Source organism: Paenibacillus sp. CB74 (assembly GCF_055687625.1).
On record NZ_CM146009.1, the window covers coordinates 3,590,525 to 3,614,418 of the forward strand.

Below are 23,894 nucleotides of genomic sequence, written 5' to 3' on the forward strand. Positions count from 1 at the left end.
CAATGGTGTCGCACCACCCCATATCACTTATGAAACGGAGCTTGATCCGGTTGGAATACATACGTCATGATTCATCACCCGTATCACAAGTCGAGACGGGTATGATTGGCAACAACCCTACTGAACAATCCCGCGTAATTGCAATCTGTCTGCTCGCAGGCAAAATCATGCTGCAAAGTGGTGGTGAAACCTACCGTGTGGAAGATACGATGAAACGTATGGCCGCAGCGCTCGGTTTACCCCATTCACACAGTTACGTAGTGCCTACAGGCATCTTCTTCTCTGTTGATGCAACCGAACCCGCCAAGCTGATTCGTATCTCCGAGCGTACGACAGATCTGGACAAGGTATCCGAGGTGAATGCGGTCTCCCGCCGCATTGGACAAGGTGAGCTATCCGCTCAGGAAGCCCATGATCTGTTGGTACAGATCGAAGGCAAGCCTTCCTCCTACTCAACGGCTGTGCAGCTTATGGCCGCAGCGTTATCCAGTGGTTGTTTTACCATTATGTTTGGCGGAGGCTGGAGCGACTTTCTTCCGGCGGTAATCTGCGGGGGTATAGGTTATGCAGCCGTTATTGCCTTTCACCGGCTGGTACGGGTCAAATTTTTTGCCGAGCTTACGGCATCCTTCGTTATCGGCTTACTCGCTTTTCTCCTGATCTATATGGGAGTGGGCCATGAACGGGACAAAATTATTATTGGTTCGGTTATGCCGCTGGTTCCGGGGCTGCTGATTACCAATGCTGTACGTGACCTGATGGCCGGACATCTCGTCTCCGGATTATCCAAGGGAGCCGAGGCATTTCTGACCGCCTTTGCCATAGGTACCGGCATTGCAGTTGTATTTTCACTTTTTATGTAAGACGGAGGAATGCAGGATATGCTCCATTTTATTGAACAAGCCTTAACCAGTTTTGTCGCTTCAGCCGCGTTCGGAATCATCTTCAATGCACCACGGCGCATGCTGCTCCACGGTGGATTTGTCGGCATGATCGGCTGGATTATCTATATCGTGCTTGAATATGCTGCGGATGCGGTACCTGCTACACTTGCAGCGACCATAGCCGTAGGTGTCATCAGCCAGGTATTCTCTCGCATGTTTCGTGCACCCGTCATTATCTTCAGCGTCGCAGGCATCATTCCTCTGGTTCCTGGTGGGCTGGCGTATAATGCGATGCGAAGTTTTGTGCAAAATGACTACAGTGCCGCCATGGAGATGGCCGCCAAGGCACTCATGTTATCCGGCGCTATTGCCGTAGGCCTGGTGTTATCCGAGGTGTTAAACCAGATGATACGCCGAATTCCCGCCTCGATCCGGACCAAATCATCATCGAAATGATTATTTTCCCTCACATATGTAACACACATAAGGCCCGATAGCACACAGGATGAACTCTTGTATGCCAGTGGGCCTTACGTATCACTTCTTTTCAATCTATTCTTTTTACTTCACGAACGTATTCTTCACACGCACCGACTTCAGGAAATACGGGATGAAGATACAGCACGCCAGAATGGATCGTACGATCAGCTGAAAAGCCGGAGTTGCATCAAGCACATGCTGATCTCTTGGGATTTCATTCCGTGCGATCAGGACCCAGGTCACGATGCTTACAATCACATTCATCATGTACAACACCATCATCATGCGTGGAAACTGTCTCTTACGTTTATATAGAAGAATGAGATTCACGACAACGATCATCAATAGAATGGTACTGCTTATGAATCCAAACCACAGAAGTGGACGGATCATCTCCGTGTATATCTGAGGATCTACACCACGGTCGCCTTCCCATCTGGCAGGGTCCATGATGACATTCACCTGCGATACATCCGAGATGAGAAACACCAAGGCAAGCCAAAGACTGATCTGGATTAAAATAAGCCATCCGCCCAAGCCGGAGATACCAGGCCGTTCCGGTCTTATACCGGTTTTCGGTTGCAACGAGTTCATATCCGTATCTGTATCCGAGTTACTGTATTTACGTTCCATTTCATTCTCCTTTTACACTAGATAAGAAAACATATTATACATTAAAATCTAGATTCTGTGTATTTTAGAGGACGAACGGAGCGTCTGGCCTATGATCTCCCTCACTTCGACGTCTATTACATCGCACTTTTCATTACCGTTGCGAACAAATCAGCTGCAATACCACTTCCTGATCTCATATAATGTTCTGCATCCGTATGATCAAATCCCATCCAGACCGCCGCAGTCCAGTTACTCGTATAGCCTACAAACCACAGATCCCGATTGGCCTCCCTTCCCACACCAGGTAATGCTGCCTGTGTTGTTCCCGTTTTACCCGCTACCTTGTGCTGACCTAACTGTGCCCGACTTCCTGTTCCCTGACTGACTACATTTTGCAGCATTCTGGTCATGGCATTCGCCGTGCTAGAGGAGATTACCTGCTTATTTGCAGACTTATGAGCGTATATTGTTCGTCCATGGGAATCTGTAATCTGGCGTATAAGATGGGCTGTATTCAACTTTCCATTATTCGCAAACACGGTATAGGCCTGCGCCATCTTCATTGGAGACACCCCCTGATGCACACCTCCCAAGGCAATCGAGAGGTTCAGATCTTCTTGCCCCAGTTCAATACCGAGTCGTGCCGCAAATTGATGTGCGTATTTCAGTCCGGTTTCGTGAAGCAGCCATACGGCTGGGGCATTAATGGACTTTTGCAGAGCCTGGGACATCGATATCGAACCGCTGTAACGCCCACCCAGATTGCTGGGCTGATAGTTGCCATAACTCATGCGTTTATCCGGCAGTATGCTCTCTGGCTTGAACTTCCCCAACTCCAATGCAGGGCCATATGCAATAATCGGTTTGAAAGAAGAGCCTGGCTGCCTCGCATCCATAATCGCCCGGTTGATGTCCCCTTTCAAGGGATTGCGTCCACCCATCATCGCTTTCACTTCACCGTTATGCTGGTCGATAATCACCATACTTGCCTGAACCAGTTCGTCGTGGCGATCATCGGGGAATCGGGTAGTGTCTGCAAATGTTTCTTCCATCGCCAGTTGCGCCTGTTGGTCTAGTCCGGTTTGAATAACCCAACCTGCCGATTGAATCTCCACTTCACTTCTGCCTGTGATCCGAGAAGCCTCCTGAATCACTGCATCTACGGCAGACACATATGCAGGTTTGCTCAAGCCCGATGAACTTGCTGTGTTCAATACGGTTTCAGGCGGCGTATAATCGACGCTGCGAGCTTCAAGCATCTGCTTTCGTGTAATTAATCCCTGTTCATGCATGAGTCCAAGGATAACGGCACGTCTTTGTTTGGAAAGTTCAGGATGATCTACTGGATTGTATAGAGACGGACCTTTGGGCATTCCCGCCAATGTAGCCATCTGCCATAGCTCCAACTGGTGCATATCCTTCATTCCAAAATACCGCCAGGCTGCCGCTTTTACACCATACTGCTGGCGTCCCATGTAGATCTGATTCAGATACATCTCCAGAATTTCATCTTTGCTGTATTTCTTCTCAAGGGCCATTGCAATTGATATCTCATTCACCTTTCGACTTAATGTTTTATCCCCATTCAAATACAGATTTCTTGCCAGTTGCTGCGTGATGGAGCTTCCTCCCTGACTTAGATTCATATGTATAATATCCTGCACAATGGCCCTGCCGAGACCGATGAAATCCAGTCCATCATGGTTGAAGAACCGTCGATCTTCTGTAGCCAAAAAAGCCTTCTTTAATAAATCCGGCATGGCGTTCAGATCAGCATATTCGGAATACCCTTTGGTCTGCGTAAGCAACCTCGAAATTTCGGTCCCCTCTGCATTCGTAATAACGGTTGAAGCGGCCACCTGCATAGCCTCGGGACGATTGCGAAGCACTCCTTCGCCATAAGTAATCAGATAGAGATAGAAAAGGGCCAACATCACAACTACAACCACTGCTGCATCAAATACGTAATACATCCATCGCTTGCCCCTGTGCTTCAACATTCAGGCTCCTTGTGTACCTGTTCATCTGAAACTCCGCGTTCCAGTCCATCCCGTTGTGTACTCTCCAGAGCATGTTGAAGCAGCAATGTCTGTTCATACGCCAACCTGACCCAATGCTGAACTTCTACCTCGTCCTGACAGCGCCCTTGGATGATCTCATCCAGAGAGGAACGGACGCCGTATAGGGTAAGCTTTATCGGTAAGTCAACCTGTGCAGAACTAGTCTGAGCATTCTCCTTGTCTTCTTCCACATGTTGCTTTAGATCGGGTTGCTCATTGTACATAGACGCTCCCTCTATCTCTCTTGTCTCATGTTTCCGTTCTGGTATGTTCAGCCCTTCCTCATGCAGGAGAGACGCAATCGTATTCAGATTGGCAGCAATCTGTCTTAGTTCACCACCACTGAGAACATCAATTCTTCCAGGGTTATGGCCCAATGCAAGTTCCGCTGTTCCGCGTGCAAGGTGACTGAGATCTTCCGCAATCTTCTGGGATCGAATCCAGAAAAAGATCGCAAACAAAGCTCCCCCAATGAAGATGAAAAACGGCTTTGTGCCGATATGGTTGATTCCCCAGTTCATCATACGCGTTATCCATGCTGTATCAGGAAGGACATGGTTATGCGCAAATCGCAGCATGTGATAGACGACAAAAAGGAGGGCTGCGCTCAGTAACGCGCTTGCTCCTCCAATGTATATGTATCTTAGTCTTACAGTACTGAATCGGGACTTCATATTCGGTATCCTCCTCTATACAACAATATGGTAACAGAGGTAGAATACCGAATATTTCTTAATGAGGAAGTAGTTAACTTCTTACCAAATTCTTAATTATTATTCCTCTGAGTAATTACTTGGGGGAGGAGCCGTGACAGGGAATCGGGTAACAAAATCTGTTCTGCCATTTTCACTATAGGCAACGATACTTCCTCGATGTAATTCAATCATCGATTTGGCAATCGCCAGGCCGAGACCCGTGCCTCCCGTTTCACGGGAGCGGGATTTATCCACACGATAGAATCGTTCAAATAGATGGGGCAGATCTTGTGCCGGAATCGATTCACCATAATTACTGATGCGGATTACAGCCTCCTTACCTTCAAGAGCCATTCCAATCTCCATTCGTTTCCCTTGCGAACCATATCTTATAGCATTGCTGAACAGATTCTCATACGCTCTTACAAGCTCCCCCGGAGCAGCCTGTATCCATAGTGGCTCTTGCCCACCAACAAAATTGTAGGTCATCCCAGCATCCTCCAGCATGGGAGCAAACTCTTCAGCCAACTGCATCAGAAACGAATTCAGGTTCAACGCCTGCAAAGACAATGGAAGACTCCCGCCACTCACACGCGTATATTCGAATAAGTCATCGATCAGCTTACGAAGAGTCAGGGATTTCTCATAGGCAATGCTAACGTAATAGCGCATCTCAATCTCATCCTGGTAGCGATCCTTCTCAATGTACTCCAGAAATCCCAGAATAGAAGTGAGCGGTGTACGAAGATCATGTGATATCCCTGTAATCAGATCATTTTTGGCAGCAACTGCATTACGTTCTTCCTGAAGCGATAACTGCAATTGTTCAGCCATCTGATTAATGCTTGCAGCCACCACTCCGAATTCATCCGAGGTCTTCACTTCAATGCGATGTGATAACTCGCCTTTGGCAACTTCCTGAATTCCTGCCGTTATTTCGTCCAGAACCCGCATCACCTTGCGAGAGAACAGGAAAAAAAACAGCACAAAACTAAGCACACCTACCACAATCATTAAAGGCACCGAACCGATATTATTCACCAACCACCTGATCCCTTTGGCTGGAATGGAATAATCGGGATACGTCTGAGCTTCCAGAATAGTCTGCCCCACTTGACTGCCCCCGTACAACATAACTGCAGTTAATATGCCGCTCAGCAAAAATGCATAGATAAATTTCCATCGGACTGTATTAATCAACTTTGAATTCATAGTCGGGACTCCCTGAATGTGTTCATGTCATATGACATCCTGTGGATGTGCATGTTTATTGCGGTTTGATCATTTTATAACCAACACCCCATACGGTCTGAATGAACTTGGGATGTTTGCTGTCGAGTTCAATTTTCTCACGAATCTTGCGAATATGCACCATGACGGTATTGTTCGACTCCATGAATTCTTCTTTCCAGACTTGACGATAGATCTGTTCCATACTGAGTACTGAGCCCTGATGGCGTGCCAGTAATTCGAGAACAGCAAATTCACGCGGAGTCAGACGAACCGGCTGCTCATCCACCCAGACTTCATGTGTATCGGTATTAATGACCAGATCATCAATAATCCACTCGTGCTCTTTGTTCTCCCGACCTTCATTGAAGGTATGATACCTGCGCAGCTGAGATTTCGCCCGTGCGACAAGTTCAAGCGGGTTAAACGGTTTGGTTACATAATCATCAGCACCGATGCTTAGCCCTGTGATTTTATCCATATCCATGCTTTTGGCGGACAGCATAATAATTGGCATTTTCTGCTCTTCCCGAATTTTCATACAAGCTTCTATTCCGTCCATATTCGGCATCATGACATCCAGAATAATGAGATCAATCGACTCTCTTTTCAATTGTTCCAGCGCTTCAAGCCCATCATTCGCGGTGAGAATCCGATAACCCTCGTTGCCAAAATAAATTTCCATCAGTTTAATAATCTCCTGCTCATCATCGACAAGCAGAATGGTTGCTGGCTGTACCACGGCATTATTCCTTTCCCTTCCATAATTCATGATCTGTTCAAAGTATACCACCGAGGGATGAAACTGCGAAAATCATCATGATCTTCACGGACACGCTCGATCCTGGTCATCATCTCATGTGTCTCTTCCGGCTTCACCTGCTGAATCCATACCACAGAAGACACTAGCGCCATAGCCGTATACAGTGAATACAATCTCCAGAATAACTCATCCGGTTCTTTGCCATCGAAGTAACCCTGAATCTGACCTATGGAATATGGAATACTGATCTCCGAAGCAAACAAACCCAGCTTCAAAAATTCATGAATGGGATCACCTTGATCAAAACGATTAAAATCAATTACTCCTGCGAGCTTATCCTGCTTAACGACAAGATTGCTCGGGTGGAAATCATCATGCTGAAATCCATCTGGACGATTTTTCATCCAATCGAGATGGTCTGCGATAAACGTATGAATAGCCTGATCCTCTTTCATCACGATAGGGCACTGTTTATAGCGCTCCATGTAACGTTGATGCTTCGCGCTCTTGCGTGTGTACCATGATTCGACCTGTTCCTCCATCGGCAACTGGTGAATCAGCCTTAACTGTGCTCCTGCTTCCAAGCCAACGGCCCACTGCTGCTGTTCATTCAATTGAGGCAGTCTCTCGGACGCATCTTCGCCTTCAATGTAGCTAAGAATCATATAACCGTTCTTCTCATCCAATCTACCTGTGCCGAACGTTGCTGGACATAGTACACCTAATTGTTGCATGATCTTCAAGCATTGATATTCCTTTTGCTTCATCCATTCCTCAGCAACATCATATACCCTCACCAACACATGGCCTTGGCCAGGGACAAACATTTTGAATTTGGCATCCGCTGAATACCCCTTCATAACTGGTTCCATCTGCGTAGCCTGACCAAGTTCAGGAATCTGTTTTAACCTGTCAATCAACGTATTGTTCATCGATGCATCCCATGTATTGTGTTGTTCCACGTCCCGAATCCTCCGTTATTTCACGTATAACGTGCAGTATCGTCGGTCTATTCTTACTTTAACCCGTAATGTTTCCTATAACATGCTAGTATGTATTCTACTCATTTCTATTTAAAAAGAACTGATTCGGGTTCTTTGCCTGTCAGGGTCAGCATCGTATACAGTTGTCCTCGGTGATGGTATACATGTCCCATAATCTCAAGCAACCACTCCAGCCGACTATAGGATGCTCCCCAATATGAATTCGTCACATGCAGTAACTCTTCCGTGTTAAACTGCCTGTATCGTTCGTATAGATACATCTGGTTATCGATCAGAGCCTGCTTGATCTCACGGAGCGAATGCACCTGATTCTCAGCATAGAAGTGAGCCATTTCTTCCTTCGATGCACCTTCCGAAATATACACATCCGCTCGGCAGATCATAGACAGATGAGCCAGTAGTTCTCCAATAGGCCGTTTACCTTCAATTGGAGTCAAAGCCAAATCTTCTTCCGACAGCTGATCACATATATCTATCAACGATGTTACAGCCACGTCAATATGTTTGAACGCAGATTGAATCAACAGCCCACTTCCTTTTTACTCCATTATACAGAACATACGTTCTATTATCAACCAAGATATCCCTCCCTGATATATACCCCAAATCTATATAAATTGAACAAAACATATACACAAAACGGAGAGGACAGAAAGGACCTGAAGAAGCGGAGCTAAAAACTTTCTGCAAGAAAGCTACATCGGAAGCATACGCCACCCCGGATTTCCCCTTTATAAAAGGAATTAAAAAAATCTGGGGATAACAGCGATCGGAAAATTGTTCTGTCATCGGAGTGTGCAGTGTAAATATTCTTTAGTTCAATTTATATAACAATCTACGAACAAAAAAGTCCTTCCTCCTTCTTATAGACGGGATTCAGGACATTTTGTTGCTTATATGAGTTCAAATCTTTGCTCAACTTGAGTATAACGAACAATACGTATGTTCGAACCGTCCAGCTTCCAGGTCAGACTTGCGAATGAAAAATTGCAGTTCCCCGCAATCCCACCATTGAAAACCTATGGAGTCATGTGTATCTATCTTCAACAGCAGCAGCGTATCGGATAATTCCTGCCATGTCCGATCCTCATCTCCGCCGTAATGCTTGGTCAGCTTATCTTCACACGCCTGCTCATTATAATCATATTCTTCGCCCATTGCGATCTGTAATAAGGCCCGATGCTCGGCATCCGGATGCTGCCCATCAGGATATCCAAACATACCACCCCAGTTCAGCGTACTTGGATGATTCCAGCTCGACTCGAATTCAAGGTATCGGTCATACAGACTTACTTCCGCTTCGGTCTCATCGGTCTCAAGCAGAGACGGCGAGAGCTCGTTCAGTGCGGCGGTGTCAATATATGCATATGTAGGAAACTCAAGATTAGGCAGCACAGTCACCGAATGTGCAACAAACGGGGCTCCATCTAGCGCGGTATCCCCTTCAGGTTCTCGCCTTATCAGATTATGAGAACTTGGCTCAAAAATCACACGATGTTCAATGGGACAAGCAGATTCGTCCGTGCCAACGAAAAAGTATAACATTCCACGTTCAGGCAAAGTCCCGCGCCCATCATTCGGCGTATACGGCGATAAATCCACCAGGTTCAACTGGGCCAGGAAAGTCATTGGAATGCCTTCTTTTGTTACGGGCCATTCCATGTGACTCGGCAAATCCGGATGTCCACCCACACGTGAGTTTCCTGTCCTGCGATATTCGTCCAGTGTGGACACATCGAGGCGAATTCCCCAGCGGCTTGAGGACAACAGCAGATCGGCAGCAACTCCCAAACCATACTCCTCAAGTGTTTTACGGGCTTTTCTGGTCAGACGTTCACATTGTTCTGGCTTAATCATATAGATCCTCCCCTTTTGACAATACACCTATGCTGAGACATATTCAGGTTCACACCTGTATATTCTTCCGCCCGGACGTCTTTCCCTGCTTCTAGCAAAAAAAGAGACTGACATTGCTTGTCAGTCTACTTCCTTATCCTATATTCCATTTAACGATTTGGATCAGAGGACTGTTCCTGGTAAGCACGCATATGCTCCTCACTGTCCAGGAATTCATGGGCTTGATGAGCTGCCATCACACCATGATAGCTGATATCCAGACCCAGATCTTCCTCTTCCTCTGTCGATCGTACAGGCACAATTTTGCCAATCAACTTTAACCCGATCCAGGTCATGGCGAACCCCCAGACAACCAGTGCTGTAAGGCCAAGTGCCTGAACACCCAGCAGCCTCCAGCCGCCGCCCATGAATAATCCACCATCCGTGGCAAACAGACCTACAGCAATCGTGCCCCACATTCCGGATACGGCATGCACCGGGAAAGCACCAACTGGATCATCAATCTGCCGACGGTCCAGCCAGTTGGTGGCAGCCATCATCAATAAGCCGGATACTGCTCCAATGAATATCGCGGCTACATCACCAACAAAAGCACAGCCTGCCGTAATTCCGACCAGTCCCGCAAGCGAACCGTTAATGACCGAGGGTGCATCTGAACGATTGAAGCGAAATAACGTGTACAGCAACGTAACTGCACCACCCGAAGCCGCGGATAACATCGTGACAATCGCAATGTGACCAATTCTTACATCCGTCGCGCTGAGTGTACTACCTGCATTGAACCCGAACCAGCCAAACCATAACAGAAATGCCCCTACAGATGCCAGTGGCAGATTACTTGGTAGTGCAATGGCGCTTACGCCAAGCGGCGTGTACTTGCCTTTACGCGGACCAATGATAATTGCAGCCGCCAGTGCCGAGAATCCGCCGAGTGCATGGATAACAGCCGAACCGGCAAAGTCCTGCATCCCCAGCTGACTAAGCCAACCGCCGCCCCATGCCCAGTGTCCACCAATTGGATAGATAATCGCCGTCATCAATATGATATAGAGCAGATAGGCACGGAAGTTGATCCGCTCGGCTACCGCTCCTGAAACGATGGAAATAACAGCAATTGTAAAAGCAGCCTGGAACAACCAAAATGTCTCCAGCGATACCGGTACGTCCAGAAGAGACAAATCCCCATTCAGGAAAAATCCCGTTACTCCCACAAAACCACCAACGTCCGAACCATACATCAGTCCAAAACCGATGGCATAAAACAGCAACGTTCCAATCGTAATGTCAGCAAAAACCTTCATAATAATGTTCACACTATTTTTATAACGCACAAAGCCAGCCTCGAGCAGGGCGAATCCACCCTCCATCAATAAAATCATCGCTGCACTCAGTACGACCCAGACCGTATCGATCCCGGTGCTTAACGTTTCCAAAGTCATGCTTGTACATCCTCCGTTTCACTAAGCTGTCTGAGCTCACGGATGGTATCGGGCGCTAGCTCAATCTCGTCCCGCTCAATGCTGTCCGGATGTTTAATTCGTTCTGCGATCTGATCCAATTCACGTATGCGTCTGCGAATCTGTTCCATCTTGCGAAAACGTTCCTTTACCTGAACCATATATTCCACCGCCTGATGATGGGTTGCAGGGCGTCCCGCAAACCATTTGCGCACGGTCGATAACGATTGATAAGCGACCTCTTCCGCTCGACGCTTTTGTTCGAACTGTTCGATCTTCTGCTTGAGCGTTTGAATCTCATTTTCTTTTTTGACCTTCAGCCGTTCGATAAGGTACAATAAATCGGACGATGATATTTGCAATGCTGTGTGGTGATAAACCTCGTCGATTACTAACATATCATGTCAGGACTCCTTACATATCAAGTTACTTGTACCGATTATAGTTTGCCGGGGTTCGCCCGTCAATCTTTTTTTGGACTTGGCATAGATTGAAATGAACCGTTCAGAGAGAACGGCTTTTTTTATTGGGCACATAATACATCTAACAAGGCGAATCTTGCCTGGATTCGCATTCACTTATTCCATCCCCTATGCTTATAGAATAAGCATCCACATTTGGGGTAATGAACATACACAGACACCCTCATCACAGAAAACGTATATAAGGAGAGGATTACACGATGTTTACTCGTAATGACGATATACGCAGCCAAATCTGGGAAGCCGTCTCGGGGCTCGAAGAAGAACAATTGAACCGGAAGCCTTCACCCAAACAATGGAGTATTATGCAAGTACTTCGTCATCTGAATCTGATGGAAAATGTAATTGGAAAACAAGCCCGCCTTGCACTCGAAAAGGAACAGGTGGTGTCTGTGGACAAAAAACCATATGAACTATCGTTGGACCGCAGCCGCTCCGTCGAGGCACCACCCCATCTTCAACCTCCAGCAGCGCCTGAAGCACTCGAAGACGTACGCACCGATCTGGACGAATCTCACCAAGCGTTAAATAACTTTGCATTGGATCATGATCCTGATCTGCTGCGCAGCAAGTCCTTTCCTCATCCCGTATTCGGTGAGATGGATCTTACCCAATGGATTGACTTCGCAAGTTATCATGAGGAACGCCATCTGGGACAGATTCAAGAGATTAAGCATCAACTTGGCGTATAAGCACTAGCTACACTTTCACATAGTGAAGAATATATGTACGACAAAAAAACCTCCAATCCTATAAAATAGGTTGGAGGTTATCTTCAGTGTTCTTATGTTCCGATAAATTATGTTACGAAATAAGAACGGTACTTATATTTTTTTGCCTAGTATAGCCAAATCTCTGTTCACACCATCCAGCACGGCCACTTCGGGATAATATCCCCACTGTTCAAAACCATGCTTGCGCAACAATCCCAGACTCGGTTCATTATGCCCGAAGACAAATCCGAGAATGGTCGTAATTCCAAGTGCAGGACAAGCCGCAAATACCGTTTCAAGCAAACGTCCACCAGCCCCAATTCCGCGGCATTGCTGATCCACGTATACACTGACTTCCACCGTTCCATTATACGCAGGGCGTCCATAGAACGAGCTGAGACTTGCCCAAGCTACCACATGACCTGCCTGCTTCATCACCCAAAGTGGACGATGATCCGGTGAATGGTCCTCGAACCACGGAACACGTTGCTCCACTGTCACCGGTTCCAAATCCGCTGTTACCATACGGCTTTCAATGGTGGAATTATAAATCTCTACAATCCTCGGCAAGTCCTCCAGGCGCGCATATTCAATCTGCACATCTTCCAGCTTCATCTATACTCCTCCATCATTTCAGATCGTTCTATATCATAGAGGATATTATAATGGAAAATAGAAGTTTTCGTCATCTCTTACATTCTGACAGAGAAATCTTTATATTTTTAAGTAAATATTTACACGACAACGGAGAGGACAGAACTAATCAGAAGAAGCGCAGCGTGCGCCTTTATCCCCGGATTTTCCCCTTTATACAAGGGAATCAATAAAATCTGGGGATAACAGCGATCGGAAGATGGTTCTGTCCGCGTAGTAGTTAAGTGTAAAATCAATGCTTTAACTTATATATAGAATTACTCTGGAAGTCCCTGAATGGTGTTGCCACGAGTTAACTGCTGACTCTGGTCAGCCCAGCGAATGTTCATCGAGCGAGATGTGAACAGATCGGCGCCGTCCGATACCTGGAAGTGCAGATGGGCTTCACTGGAGTTACCCGAATTGCCAAGCTCACCGATAGGGTCTCCCTGCTTGAGCTTATCTCCTTTTTTGACCGAAACACTGCCTTTCTTGATATGTGCTGTGATGCTGTATTCACCGTTGCCATGGTCAATAACTACATAGTTACCCGCCGGCTCTTCCGGATTCATCACACCCGGTACATTGTCCGGAATATCGTTCTTGATTTCGACGACCGTTCCATCCGCAGCAGCATAGAGTGGTTCACCAAAAGCATGGTAGTTTTCATTTTCCTTAGCATCACCATGATAACTTGATTGTTCTTTTGTCCGAACGATATCCAGTGCATAGCGCTGGGTTTCATGCTCATAATGATAATTCGACAATACATCTTGACCTCCCCAGAATACATACCATTCCCCCTTCATCGGGAATTGAAACTCGGTTTTGGTGAGTTTGTCATCTGTGTCTTCATGAGCTTCCAACGGTTGAATTGACAGACCCTCAATCAGATTTTCGTCGGAAAAATAGGCGCGAATTCCTTTCGTCCCTGTCTGATCCTTCCAGGCAACCTCGGTTAATTGATTCATTTCGGCGTCTACCACTTGCTCCCACGATTCAACACCCTCCAGAAAAGGATCAGCGGTCGTTTTAAACTGCTCAAGCGTTACCGTTTCCTTCAATTCCGGGGAAAACTGGCTATAGATTGCATCCTTTGAACCGTTCATCAACGTATCTATGAAATTGTCCGGTGTAACCACTGCGCTCACCTCTGAAGTGGAGTTCTGCTCCTGATTGGTGTTCTCGCTCGCTTCATGATTGGACGCCTGTTCGGCTGACTGCTGCTCCGCCTGGTCGGAAGTAATCGCGTTGCCATTGCCGCAAGCAGACAATATCACGCAAGCTCCAAGGGTTATTGCAAGGACCTTCCAGCCCTTTCTATGCTTAACGATCTGATGTGTCTGTTGCTCTGTTTTCATATGACCTTCCCAGTTCATTTTCAACATCCCTTCTGCTAATTCATTATACTTTCCAGTTAAGTGTACAGAATGAGTCTTATCCTTCGTCTAACCCCAACTTACCAGTAGTTAAACTCACCATGTCTTCTTAGGTTGCATAATTAAGACTCCGTTAAGATAGCATGTACGCTATACATCCCCATAGGATGGTATGATTATCAATACACACAACGGAAGTACCAGGAGGTCATTTTCTAACTATGGATAACGTCTCAATACTGCTTGTAGATGATGAACAAGCGATTCTGCATATGCTCAAAACCGTTCTGCTCAAAGAACAGTTTCTCGATATCGACACCGTAACAACAGGTGAAGCTGCCATTGAGGCTTGCAACAATAAGACGTATCATTGCATCGTGCTCGACATCATGCTCCCTGGCAAAAGCGGACTGGAAATCTGTCCTTTTCTACGGCAGGTCACCGATGCGCCCATCCTGTTCCTGACGGCCAAGACAACCGATTACGACAAATTAACGGGATTCGCTGTTGGTGGCGACGATTATGTAGCCAAACCTTTTAATCCGCTAGAAGTCGTTGCACGAATTAAATCCTTACTGAAGCGTTATTTGCCTTCAAAAACAGCTGCCATCTCGGAGCACATCCCATCGAACGTAAATACGTCATCTCCAAGCATGCCGGAAGGTGTGTACGACTTTGGACGATTTCAGGTGCTGGAATGGGCCGCTGAGCTTCGAGTTGAAGGAGAATCCGTATCCTGTCCGGCGCTTGTGTTTCAACTGCTGCTCTTTTTCTGCAAACATCCCAATCGCATCTTCACCAAGTCAGATCTGTATGAGCGGGTCTGGGGCTCAGAGGCCATCAGTGATGACAATACCGTGATGGTTCATATTCACCGCATTCGGGAACGCATTGAAGCAGATCCTTCCAATCCAGTGTATCTCGTTAACGTCCGAGGTCTGGGATACAAGCTCATTCAGCCGGAACATGTGTCACGCCCATGAGTATTCGTCGCAGATTAATGACCCGGTTTATCGGGATGCTTGCGGGAGCCGTCATTCTGATCATTCTTCTTGGGTCTGTAGCCACTTACTGGGTCGTGCAAAAGGTTAATGAAGTGAATTTGGTGGATGATTTTGCGCTTAACGGTCTGGATCAATTGATTAATACAGCAGAATTCATGCCAGACAATACCATCAAATATGATCCCAAGTTGTTAAAGCAAGTGGATAAATATCAAGGCTGGCTCCAAGTGTTGGATGAACAAGGCAACGTCATTGATGATTACCACGCACCTGCTGATGCTCCTACTCACTATAAACCGGGAGAATTGATTGCATATTGGGAAAATCAAAAGCCTTTCCCTTATCAGATTGTCATACTCATCCGGGAGAAAAACGGGAAGAATTTCACTTTGTTGTATGGGGAGAGTAACCCGGCCAAATCGCTCATCAATAATATTCGTTCAGACCTCATTCTGACCAACGGGAAGTTTACTCTTCAACCGGGCCGACAGGAAGCCCTTCTTGCTGCTCATGCCTATCTTCAAGTCTTGGATGCGTCAGGACGAGAACTCTCCTCCTTTAACAAACCAGCTGTGGGTGTACCAAGCGAATACACCCTTCAGGAGTTGGTCTTGCAGATTCGCTATCCAAGTCGATCAGGCAAGTCTACTGCTACATGGTACGATGAGAAGAATGGAACCACTTGGTTGATTAGCATCCCTGGCGAGGCAAATGGTACAGGGAATTCGAATCCCTACCGTTTTATTCTGGAACCGGCATTGGTTATATTGATCGTGTCCATCATCATTCTGCTTATCTTGCTTGCCTTCTGGTATGCCAACCGATTCGGCTCGCCCATGCTGCATATGCTCCAATGGTTACAGCGTCTGGAGCGAGGTCATTACGAGGAACCTACCGGAGCCTTCGGAGTGCCTCGCAGTCAGCGTCGTAACGGTAAGTGGAAGCGCAAATACAACGTGTATGCTGAAGTGCTTCGCTCCATGCAGGCCCTATCCTACACGTTGAAGCAAGATGAAGAACTTCGGAAACAGACCGATTCACTTCGGGAGGAATGGATTGCTGGCATAACTCACGATCTGAAGACGCCTCTATCCTCCATCCAGGGATATGCCCATATGCTTGAAGCAGATAAATATAGCTGGACCGTGGAAGAAGTCAGGGAATTTGCAGGCATTATGCTCGATAAATCCATGTATATGGACAGGCTTATCAATGACCTTGCCATGACCTATCGATTACGCAGTGGCGGATATCAACCTGTGGTGGAAGAGACTGACGTAAATACGTTACTCCGTGATCTGATCCAACGCGCTGAACGAAACCCGGCTTATGGGGAAGGTCGCATCATATTCCAACCTTCCGAAGTGCCTGTGTATGGACTTGTTCATATTCCGTCGTTTGAACGAATTGTGGATAATCTGACTGCCAATGCCCTTCTTCATAATCCACCCGAGTCCATCCTCGTGGTCAGTGTGCACTCTGGTGAACACGCAGATGCATTCAGTATTCAGTTTGCCGATAATGGACGAGGCATGGACCCCGAGACGGTATGGAAGTTATTTGAACGATATTATCGCGGTACAGATACAGGTACATCGGACGTTGGATCAGGGCTGGGCATGGCCGTAACCAAAGGGTTGATTGAGGCGATGAAAGGGCATATTGAGGTACAGTCCACCCCTGGTGAAGGAACGATCATTCGTTTAGTATGGGATGGGCCGTCCGTAACGAATTAAAATGTTCCGCTTGACCTTTCCATTTTCAGTCTATATAATCGACACTCAATAACACCTGTTCCCATATATTAATATTGAATACAACACATTTCAGGATCATCTGATGAGTTGATCTAACATATTTGGCGATGACCAGAGACAAGATTTCGTTTGCGTGCTGCCCAGAGAGAGAAGGGATTGGTGAAACCTTCTTCAGCGAACGGACCGGAATTACCCCTCTGCAGCCGTGAACTCGAACCTCAGCATCTCGGACTCCCCTTGGGATGTTCGGCTTGTTGCCAGTAGAGTTCACCGCCTGATCCCCGATAGCGGATTCCAATGAGGGTTATGATGTTTCCTGTTCACGGCGGCTGGCCGAGAGCAGAGTGCACCATAACCAAATTAGGGTGGAACCACGAGCCAAGCGCACTCGTCCCTTTTCCGGGACGGGTGTTTTTTGCGCTTTCATTTGATGAAATGGAGAGTGGTTCACATGAGCAAACAGGAAAACAGTAACGCCGCAAGCAACAAATCAGGTAACGAAATTAACAATCAAGCCAATGATCTGCCACCATCCAGTCAATCCATTAAGGTCCGTCTGCAAGGTGGAGATGTTCGTTCTTACGAAGCAGGCATCACTGTGGGTGCAGTCGCCTCATCCATCAGCACAAGTCTTGGAAAACAGGCGATCGGCGGTATTGCAGATGGTCAGAATATCGATCTCGATGGGGTGCTTGAGCAAGATTGCGAACTCGTCATTGTTACTTTGGACAGTGCGGAAGGCCTGTATCGTTACCGTCACAGCGCAGCACATGTGCTCGCACAGGCGCTCAAACGCATCTACGGTACAGAACAAGTGAAACTGGGTATCGGCCCAGTCATTGAGGATGGATTCTATTACGATGTTGATCTGGAACATGCCTTGTCCATCAGTGATCTGGCTGCCATTGAGCGGGAAATGAACAAAATCATTCAGGAGAATCATAAGATCAGTCGGCGGGTCGTTAGCCGGGAGGAAGCCCTCCGCATCTTCGGAGCAATCCAGGACCCCTACAAGCTTGAACTCATTCAGGATTTGCCGGAGGACGCCGAGCTTTCGATCTATGATCAAGGAGAGTTCTTCGATCTGTGTCGCGGTCCCCATCTCCCATCCACTGGCCGGATCAAAGCGTTCAAGCTGCTGAATGTGGCTGGTGCGTACTGGCGAGGTAACTCGGATAATAAGATGCTGCAACGTATCTACGGCACTGCTTTCCCAAACAAAGCCCAGCTGGATGAACATCTGCACATGCTCGAAGAAGCGAAAAAACGGGATCACCGCAAACTCGGTAAAGAGCTTGAACTATTCATGTTCTCCGAAGAAGCGCCCGGCATGCCCTTCTATCTGCCTAAAGGCATGACTGTTCGTACTGAACTGGAGCAATTCTCGCGTGAGCTGCAATTACAGGAAGGCTATCAGGAAGTACGGACTCCGCTCATGATGAACAACCGGCTGTGGGAGCAATCCGGCCATTGGGAGCATTACAAGGACAATATGTACTTTTCGGAAGTGGACGATGCAACGTTTGCACTGAAACCAATGAATTGTCCTGGGCACATGCTGATCTTCAAAAATACACTCCATTCCTACCGCGAATTTCCAATTCGCATGATGGAATTCGGTCAAGTTCACCGTCATGAATTCTCAGGTGCCCTGAATGGCATGATGCGTGTGCGGACATTCTGCCAGGATGATGCGCATCTCTACGTCATGCCAGAGCAGATCGAGGACGAGATTAATCAGGCGATCTCACTGATCGGCCGTATGTATGATATCTTTGGATTCGAATATAAGATTGAGTTATCCACTCGACCGGAAGATTCCATGGGATCGGAAGAACTGTGGGATCAGGCGGAACGTGCATTGCAAAATGTACTGGATCGCCGGGGCGTGGAGTATCGCATTAACGAAGGAGACGGTGCCTTTTATGGACCGAAAATTGACTTTCATATCCTTGATGCACTGAAGCGCAGCTGGCAGTGCGGAACAATCCAGCTTGATTTTCAAATGCCGGAGAAGTTCGACCTCACTTACATTGGTGAGGATAGCCTGAAGCACCGTCCAGTCGTGATCCATCGTGCCATCTACGGTTCCATTGATCGTTTCATTGGCATTCTGACTGAGCACTATGCAGGAGCGTTCCCACTTTGGCTCGCACCTGTGCAAGTGAAGCTGCTGCCTTTATCGGATCATTACGCAGATTATGCGCTCCAAGTCCAGAGCCAGCTCCGGGCTGCGGGCATTCGGGTAGAAACAGATCTGCGCAGCGAGAAACTTGGATACAAAATCCGTGAAGCCCAGATGGAAAAAGTACCTTATTCGCTCGTACTTGGTGAGAATGAGAAAAATGCCTCATCTGCCTCTGTCCGTGCATACGGTCAGGGAGATCAAGGCATTCAACGTATTGAAGCTTTTATTGAACTGGTTCAACAAGCTGTGAAGGCAAAAATATAAAAGTTAATGCGACCTGATTCATTGGTCAATCATCAGCTTGTGTTGAATTACAACTTCTCATCAGGCTTTAGCCCGACCTGTTCTTCGCTCCACGTCCAGAAACGCTCAGCTGAAGTATCATCAACAGCATGCGCCTTCAGCTGCTGCTCTTTCTGTTGATAGAAGTAACGCCCGGTGATGCCGACAACATCTGGGCTTGTAGCCAGATAAACAGCCGTTCGCGCCCCTTCTTCAGGGGACAGAAAAAAGGGAAGCTTGCCTACAAACGCCATAATGCGTGTGCCAAATCCGGTATTGCGATCTATACCAATACTCGTGCCCACCGCACCAGGATGCAGACAGTTCACCGTAACCGATGTACCTGACAGTTTACGGGCCAGCGCTCGAGTGAACAACACATTAGCCAATTTGGATTGGGCATAGCTTTTGATAGGATTATAACCTTTGTGCAGATGTGGATCTTCAAAGTGGATTTTGCCGGCCTTGTATGCACCTGACGACACGTTCACAACCCGTCCCTGCGTTGCAGCTTTTAGAGGTTCGATCAAAAGCAAAGTCAGCAGAAAATGACCCAGATGGTTAATGCCGATACTCTGTTCGAACCCATCTGAGGTTTCCTTCCGCTTAATCATCACCACTCCCGCATTATTCACCAGAACGTCAAGGCGATCATGACGCTCGCGGAATGTGCGGGCAAACTGGCGTATACTTTCGAGTGAGCCGAGGTCACATAACATCAATTCAATTGCAGAAGAGCCGGACTGACGCACAGCCTCCTGAAGAGCATCCTGTCCGCGCTTCTCACTGCGGCATGCCATAATTACGTGATATCCTTGCTTTGCAAGTTCAATGGTGGTTGCCAAACCCATCCCTGAGTTGGCCCCTGTTACAATTGCTGTCTGAATGGACATGAGTACTTCCCTTCTGAACCAAAGGTTCTGAAATTAGAGGCGCGACGACGGACAATATGAGATAATGATAGGATCACATCTCGGTTTCCATGGGAGGACAAGTATGCTGACCAAAGATGACTTCAAAAAAGTTAAAAAACAAGCCAAACTTGAAATCGCACTACTCGAACAGGAATATCAGGAGATCTTGCAAAACGTTGATTCAACGCTGTATGAAAAATACGGTATTTTGGACAAAGAAGAAACACGTGAGTTCACCCGAAAACGCAAAAACCGAAGATATGCTTCACTGGTTATCGAACTATGCGCCATCATTGAACAGATGTTACATCAACTGTACAGACACGTATATCAGAAAAAGTTTAATTCGACCCAGCTGATGAAAACTCCTGCCTATCGGGCACGTTCCAACATGGAGATCATTCAAGCTGAACTGAGTAAAGAGTTCATTGCTCTGGAATCCGAAAAAGAACACTTCGCTGAAGCCCTCGGTCTGGTATTTCAGACAAGGAACAAACTTGTTCATGATAACTTTTCGTTTGTCTCCATCATTAAGGATGGCAGTAATGAAGAAGAAACGTTCGAATCACTGCTCCATACGGTCAAAAAATATAGAAAACACTTAAAATATAATCGCCCTGAATAACAACAATTATCGCTAAAAAAGAAAAGGAGGTGTACCGGACTACGGTCCGGATTACCATGAGCCAACCAACCCATTCGATGACTGTGCTACATCTTCAGATTCCCACACCTTCCGGGAACAGCCCCATATTCCCCGTCATGCTTCGTGATGAAGATGGCGTGACCTTGGTGGATACGGGCATGATTGGCCAATTTGCTGAACTTCAATCCGCATTGGAACACGAGGGCGTACATCTCTCGGACGTCAAACGTGTGATTATTACACATCAGGACATCGATCATATCGGTAATCTGGGCGCTCTTCTGGATGCTATCCCCGATCTGGAAATCTGGGCACATGCCGATGAGATTCCATATCTAACTGGTGAGAAACCTTTGATCAAGTTCACTCCTGAACGTCGTGCTCTGCTGCCTGCGCCCGTTCTGGCACTGGCAGACCAACTTCTCTTGCAGCTGCCCGAAGTGAACATCAGCAGAACGCTCGCAGACGGAGACCTGTTACCTCTGCAAGGAGGCACACAAGTCATTCATACACCTGGACATACCCCAGGTCATATCTGCTTGTATTTCGGAGAGCAGCAGTTCCTGCTTGCTGCCGATGAACTTCGTGTGGTTGATGATGAACTCGTTGGCCCTGCGCCACCTGCGACACCGGACATGCCTGAAGCACTCCGAAGCTTGAAGAAACTGACAGACCTTAAACTTGATAAAGTTCTCTGTTATCACGGCGGAGAGTACAACAATGATCCGGCTCAGCGTATTGCCACACTTGCGGAGAGCGCAGAATAAATAAGAACGCGGAACTGTGAATGTTCTGGCGACCATAACGTATCCTTTTAAATCTTGTAGATTGGTGTGGCACACCTACGTTGTACCCTCTTCAGGATTAGGATGACACATCCTTTACAATCAAGGAGCTGTCCCATAAGTCATGAATTTGACGGGACAGCTCCTTTGATTAATTAAGCATGTACATCTACTTCCATACTGGTATTGACGTATGGCAGATCCTATTGCGCACGATATGCACGCAGTATCTTATATTACACCGCTATATTTCACCACGCATGTGCACAGAATCTTTCTCCTTCCCGTTTGGCAAAACAATCCACCGAAAAATCCGTAACGTGAGTGTCTGATTTTTGACAGAGTCCCACCTTTAATGAATTGGGCACACTCTAAACGCTATAGCTGTTTTGTAACGAATCTGAGACACTCTATACGCAGTATTTTGAGTATCAAGATTTTCTAACGAACTCCAGACACCTTATTTACTCATTTCGTTGATTTTCCCCGCAGGTTTCGAGTGAATTTTGGCAATATAACGTGGCTGAGGTTCGTTACATTCTACAAACGCCATTAAACCTCTATTTTAGGTGTGTCAGGTTCGTTAGAATAAATCAACTCTCAGGGGTAAGTACAATCAGCTTGTCATCCCCATCCCGTGGCGTTCCTCGTCCATCACGATTGTTCGTAAGCACATATAACTTTCCGTCCTCGCCAGCACTCACATTGCGAATCCGTCCCCACTCATCTTCGAAGATCGGTTCCACCTTCTCCACCTGTGTACCGTCTTCCGAAAGAGTAATCTTCAGCAACTGCTCTCCACGCAGATTTGCGGCAATCAGTGAGCCGGCCCAAGGTCCTTCTTCAACAAAAGCTACACCAGACGGCGCCCACGTATCATTCCCACTATGTGCGAGTGGAGCCTGATATGCACCATTGTCATCGTCGTCTCCCTCCACCTCGGGCCAGCCATAATTCTCACCCGCTACAATCCGGTTAATCTCATCATGATTACGTTGACCATGCTCAGTCGCATAGAGATAACCGTTGTCCGGGTTCCAGGCCAGTCCCTGTGCATTGCGGTGCCCCATGCTGTACACAGGTGAATTCGGCCACGGGTTGTCTGCAGGGATCGATCCATCGAGACCAATCCGCAGTATTTTACCCCCAAGGCTATCTTTGTTCTGTGACAGTTCCGGTTCATACCGCTCACCTGTCGTGATATAGAGCAACTTGTCCGGGCCAATCTTGATCCGCCCACCATTATGATTCGTTCCGCCTGGAATGTTACCAAGCAGTTCTTTGTCTATAACGGCTTTCCCCTCAGTCACCTTGAGGCGTAACACCCGATTGGCAATGTCGTCGCCTTCCAGATAGGAGTGGTACGCATACAAATAACCGTTCTCCTCAAAGTCCGGATCAGCTGCAAGACCCAACAGCCCTCCTTCACCTTCTTCATTAAACGGAGCTGAGAATTCAATCAATGGTTCAGGGGCCAGTTTTCCATCCTCAATAATCCGAATTGCACCAGGGCGCTCCGTTACAAACATCCGACCATCAGGCACACTTACAATCTCCCAGGGTGCATTCAATCCTTCAACCAGAACGGAAGCCTGATACGGAATAACCGCCTCTCCCTGCGCTCCACCCTCACTTCCACTCGAACCGGAGTTGCCTCCATTGGCTGTCTGTCCCTGACCGGTTCCCTGTCCCTGAGACGACGTCTGCTCTGTTCCACTAACAGAGGGATCGGCTGAAGAGCATGATGCTGTTAACAGTGCCACACTTAATAATGAAGCATACAGTGGAACGGTTCCTCGATTATTCATGATTACATCTCCCTTCGCAGATCGTACTTTTGTATAAAATAACGAAGCTAAACCTCAACGTATGGTTAATCTGTTGTTTTTATGTTGTTCTCTATAGTTGTGATGCTATTATTCATGTACAGCGGTTTCGCCCTGTATTACCCTTCACACCAGCCGCTCAAACGAAGAATTCAAGGGATTCAACCGATCTGAAATCACTACAGTTTGGAATTCCATCATATTCTTTTATAATAGAAAGATAGTAAGAATCGAAAGGTG

The 23,894-nt window shown here is 47.1% G+C and carries 22 protein-coding genes; 8 read left to right on the top strand and 14 right to left on the bottom strand.

What is annotated here, in order from left to right:
- Positions 1–101: 101 nt before the first annotated feature.
- Together ACX9NY_RS16025 and ACX9NY_RS16030 are read left to right on the top strand one after the other, a co-directional pair.
- Complete coding sequence (locus ACX9NY_RS16025; protein WP_472479315.1) at positions 102–863, top strand: threonine/serine exporter family protein; 762 nt, start codon at positions 102–104, stop codon at positions 861–863.
- An 18-nt stretch (positions 864–881) separates the two neighbouring features.
- Positions 882–1,340: a threonine/serine exporter family protein gene (locus tag ACX9NY_RS16030; RefSeq protein ID WP_347388135.1), complete on the top strand. Its 459-nt coding sequence runs from the start codon at positions 882–884 to the stop codon at positions 1,338–1,340.
- 105 nt (positions 1,341–1,445) lie between these two features.
- On the opposite strand, the gene ACX9NY_RS16035 is transcribed toward ACX9NY_RS16030, so the two are convergent.
- The 10 genes from ACX9NY_RS16035 to ACX9NY_RS16080 all read right to left on the bottom strand — a co-directional run bounded on the left by ACX9NY_RS16035 (position 1,446) and on the right by ACX9NY_RS16080 (position 11,443).
- Positions 1,446–1,997 (bottom strand): DUF2569 domain-containing protein, encoded by a 552-nt coding sequence (locus tag ACX9NY_RS16035; RefSeq protein WP_472473758.1) that lies wholly within the window; start codon positions 1,995–1,997, stop codon positions 1,446–1,448.
- Positions 1,998–2,113: 116 nt separating this feature from the next.
- The gene (locus ACX9NY_RS16040) at positions 2,114–3,979 is read right to left on the bottom strand and encodes a transglycosylase domain-containing protein (RefSeq protein WP_472473760.1); all 1,866 of its coding nucleotides are present in this window, start codon (positions 3,977–3,979) and stop codon (positions 2,114–2,116) included.
- Positions 3,973–4,713 (bottom strand): hypothetical protein, encoded by a 741-nt coding sequence (locus tag ACX9NY_RS16045; protein WP_472473762.1) that lies wholly within the window; start codon positions 4,711–4,713, stop codon positions 3,973–3,975. The genes ACX9NY_RS16040 and ACX9NY_RS16045 overlap by 7 nt, the downstream gene beginning before the upstream one ends.
- 99 nt (positions 4,714–4,812) lie before the next feature.
- Positions 4,813–5,946, bottom strand: coding sequence for a sensor histidine kinase (locus tag ACX9NY_RS16050; RefSeq protein WP_472473764.1), 1,134 nt, complete (start codon positions 5,944–5,946; stop codon positions 4,813–4,815).
- Between the two features lie 55 nt (positions 5,947–6,001).
- On the bottom strand, positions 6,002–6,736 hold the full coding sequence (locus tag ACX9NY_RS16055) for a response regulator transcription factor (protein WP_472479317.1): 735 nt from the start codon (positions 6,734–6,736) through the stop codon (positions 6,002–6,004).
- Positions 6,733–7,689, bottom strand: coding sequence for an aminoglycoside phosphotransferase family protein (locus tag ACX9NY_RS16060; RefSeq protein WP_472473766.1), 957 nt, complete (start codon positions 7,687–7,689; stop codon positions 6,733–6,735). Before ACX9NY_RS16060 ends, ACX9NY_RS16055 begins: the two co-directional genes overlap by 4 nt.
- A gap of 107 nt (positions 7,690–7,796) precedes the next feature.
- Complete coding sequence (locus tag ACX9NY_RS16065) at positions 7,797–8,255, bottom strand: DinB family protein (RefSeq protein ID WP_472473768.1); 459 nt, start codon at positions 8,253–8,255, stop codon at positions 7,797–7,799.
- A 391-nt stretch (positions 8,256–8,646) separates the two neighbouring features.
- Positions 8,647–9,588 carry a DUF1963 domain-containing protein gene (locus ACX9NY_RS16070; RefSeq protein WP_472473770.1) on the bottom strand — a complete coding sequence of 314 codons (942 nt, stop codon included), beginning with the start codon at positions 9,586–9,588 and terminating at the stop codon, positions 8,647–8,649.
- 149 nt (positions 9,589–9,737) lie between these two features.
- Positions 9,738–11,027, bottom strand: coding sequence for an ammonium transporter (locus tag ACX9NY_RS16075; RefSeq protein ID WP_472473772.1), 1,290 nt, complete (start codon positions 11,025–11,027; stop codon positions 9,738–9,740).
- A complete protein-coding gene (locus tag ACX9NY_RS16080; RefSeq protein ID WP_339259688.1) occupies positions 11,024–11,443 on the bottom strand; it encodes a hypothetical protein in 420 nt (139 codons plus the stop codon). Before ACX9NY_RS16080 ends, ACX9NY_RS16075 begins: the two co-directional genes overlap by 4 nt.
- Positions 11,444–11,727: 284 nt before the next feature.
- Here ACX9NY_RS16080 and ACX9NY_RS16085 point away from each other — a divergent pair, with 284 nt between their 5' ends.
- Entirely contained in the window at positions 11,728–12,219 is a 492-nt protein-coding gene (locus ACX9NY_RS16085; protein ID WP_339240480.1) for a DinB family protein, read from the top strand.
- A gap of 132 nt (positions 12,220–12,351) precedes the next feature.
- On the opposite strand, the gene ACX9NY_RS16090 is transcribed toward ACX9NY_RS16085, so the two are convergent.
- Positions 12,352–12,855 (bottom strand): GNAT family N-acetyltransferase, encoded by a 504-nt coding sequence (locus ACX9NY_RS16090; protein WP_339259684.1) that lies wholly within the window; start codon positions 12,853–12,855, stop codon positions 12,352–12,354.
- Positions 12,856–13,151: 296 nt separating this feature from the next.
- Positions 13,152–14,252 (bottom strand): M23 family metallopeptidase, encoded by a 1,101-nt coding sequence (locus tag ACX9NY_RS16095; protein ID WP_472473775.1) that lies wholly within the window; start codon positions 14,250–14,252, stop codon positions 13,152–13,154.
- Between the two features lie 221 nt (positions 14,253–14,473).
- Here ACX9NY_RS16095 and ACX9NY_RS16100 point away from each other — a divergent pair, with 221 nt between their 5' ends.
- From ACX9NY_RS16100 to thrS, 3 genes are all read left to right on the top strand, one after another.
- Positions 14,474–15,235, top strand: a complete 762-nt coding sequence (locus tag ACX9NY_RS16100; RefSeq protein WP_339259681.1) for a response regulator transcription factor — start codon at positions 14,474–14,476, stop codon at positions 15,233–15,235.
- The gene (locus ACX9NY_RS16105) at positions 15,232–16,992 is read left to right on the top strand and encodes a sensor histidine kinase (RefSeq protein ID WP_472473777.1); all 1,761 of its coding nucleotides are present in this window, start codon (positions 15,232–15,234) and stop codon (positions 16,990–16,992) included. The genes ACX9NY_RS16100 and ACX9NY_RS16105 overlap by 4 nt, the downstream gene beginning before the upstream one ends.
- A 472-nt stretch (positions 16,993–17,464) precedes the next feature.
- Complete coding sequence (thrS, locus tag ACX9NY_RS16110) at positions 17,465–19,465, top strand: threonine--tRNA ligase (protein WP_472473779.1); 2,001 nt, start codon at positions 17,465–17,467, stop codon at positions 19,463–19,465.
- A gap of 47 nt (positions 19,466–19,512) precedes the next feature.
- On the opposite strand, the gene ACX9NY_RS16115 is transcribed toward thrS, so the two are convergent.
- Positions 19,513–20,376, bottom strand: a complete 864-nt coding sequence (locus tag ACX9NY_RS16115; RefSeq protein WP_472473781.1) for an SDR family oxidoreductase — start codon at positions 20,374–20,376, stop codon at positions 19,513–19,515.
- A gap of 103 nt (positions 20,377–20,479) precedes the next feature.
- On the opposite strand from ACX9NY_RS16115, the gene ACX9NY_RS16120 reads away from it, so the two are divergent.
- Together ACX9NY_RS16120 and ACX9NY_RS16125 are read left to right on the top strand one after the other, a co-directional pair.
- A complete protein-coding gene (locus ACX9NY_RS16120) occupies positions 20,480–21,022 on the top strand; it encodes a hypothetical protein (protein ID WP_339259673.1) in 543 nt (180 codons plus the stop codon).
- A 29-nt stretch (positions 21,023–21,051) separates the two neighbouring features.
- A complete protein-coding gene (locus ACX9NY_RS16125; RefSeq protein ID WP_472473783.1) occupies positions 21,052–21,810 on the top strand; it encodes an MBL fold metallo-hydrolase in 759 nt (252 codons plus the stop codon).
- A gap of 611 nt (positions 21,811–22,421) precedes the next feature.
- On the opposite strand, the gene ACX9NY_RS16130 is transcribed toward ACX9NY_RS16125, so the two are convergent.
- Positions 22,422–23,636, bottom strand: a complete 1,215-nt coding sequence (locus ACX9NY_RS16130) for a PQQ-dependent sugar dehydrogenase (RefSeq protein WP_472473785.1) — start codon at positions 23,634–23,636, stop codon at positions 22,422–22,424.
- Between the last annotated feature and the right edge of the window lie 258 nt (positions 23,637–23,894).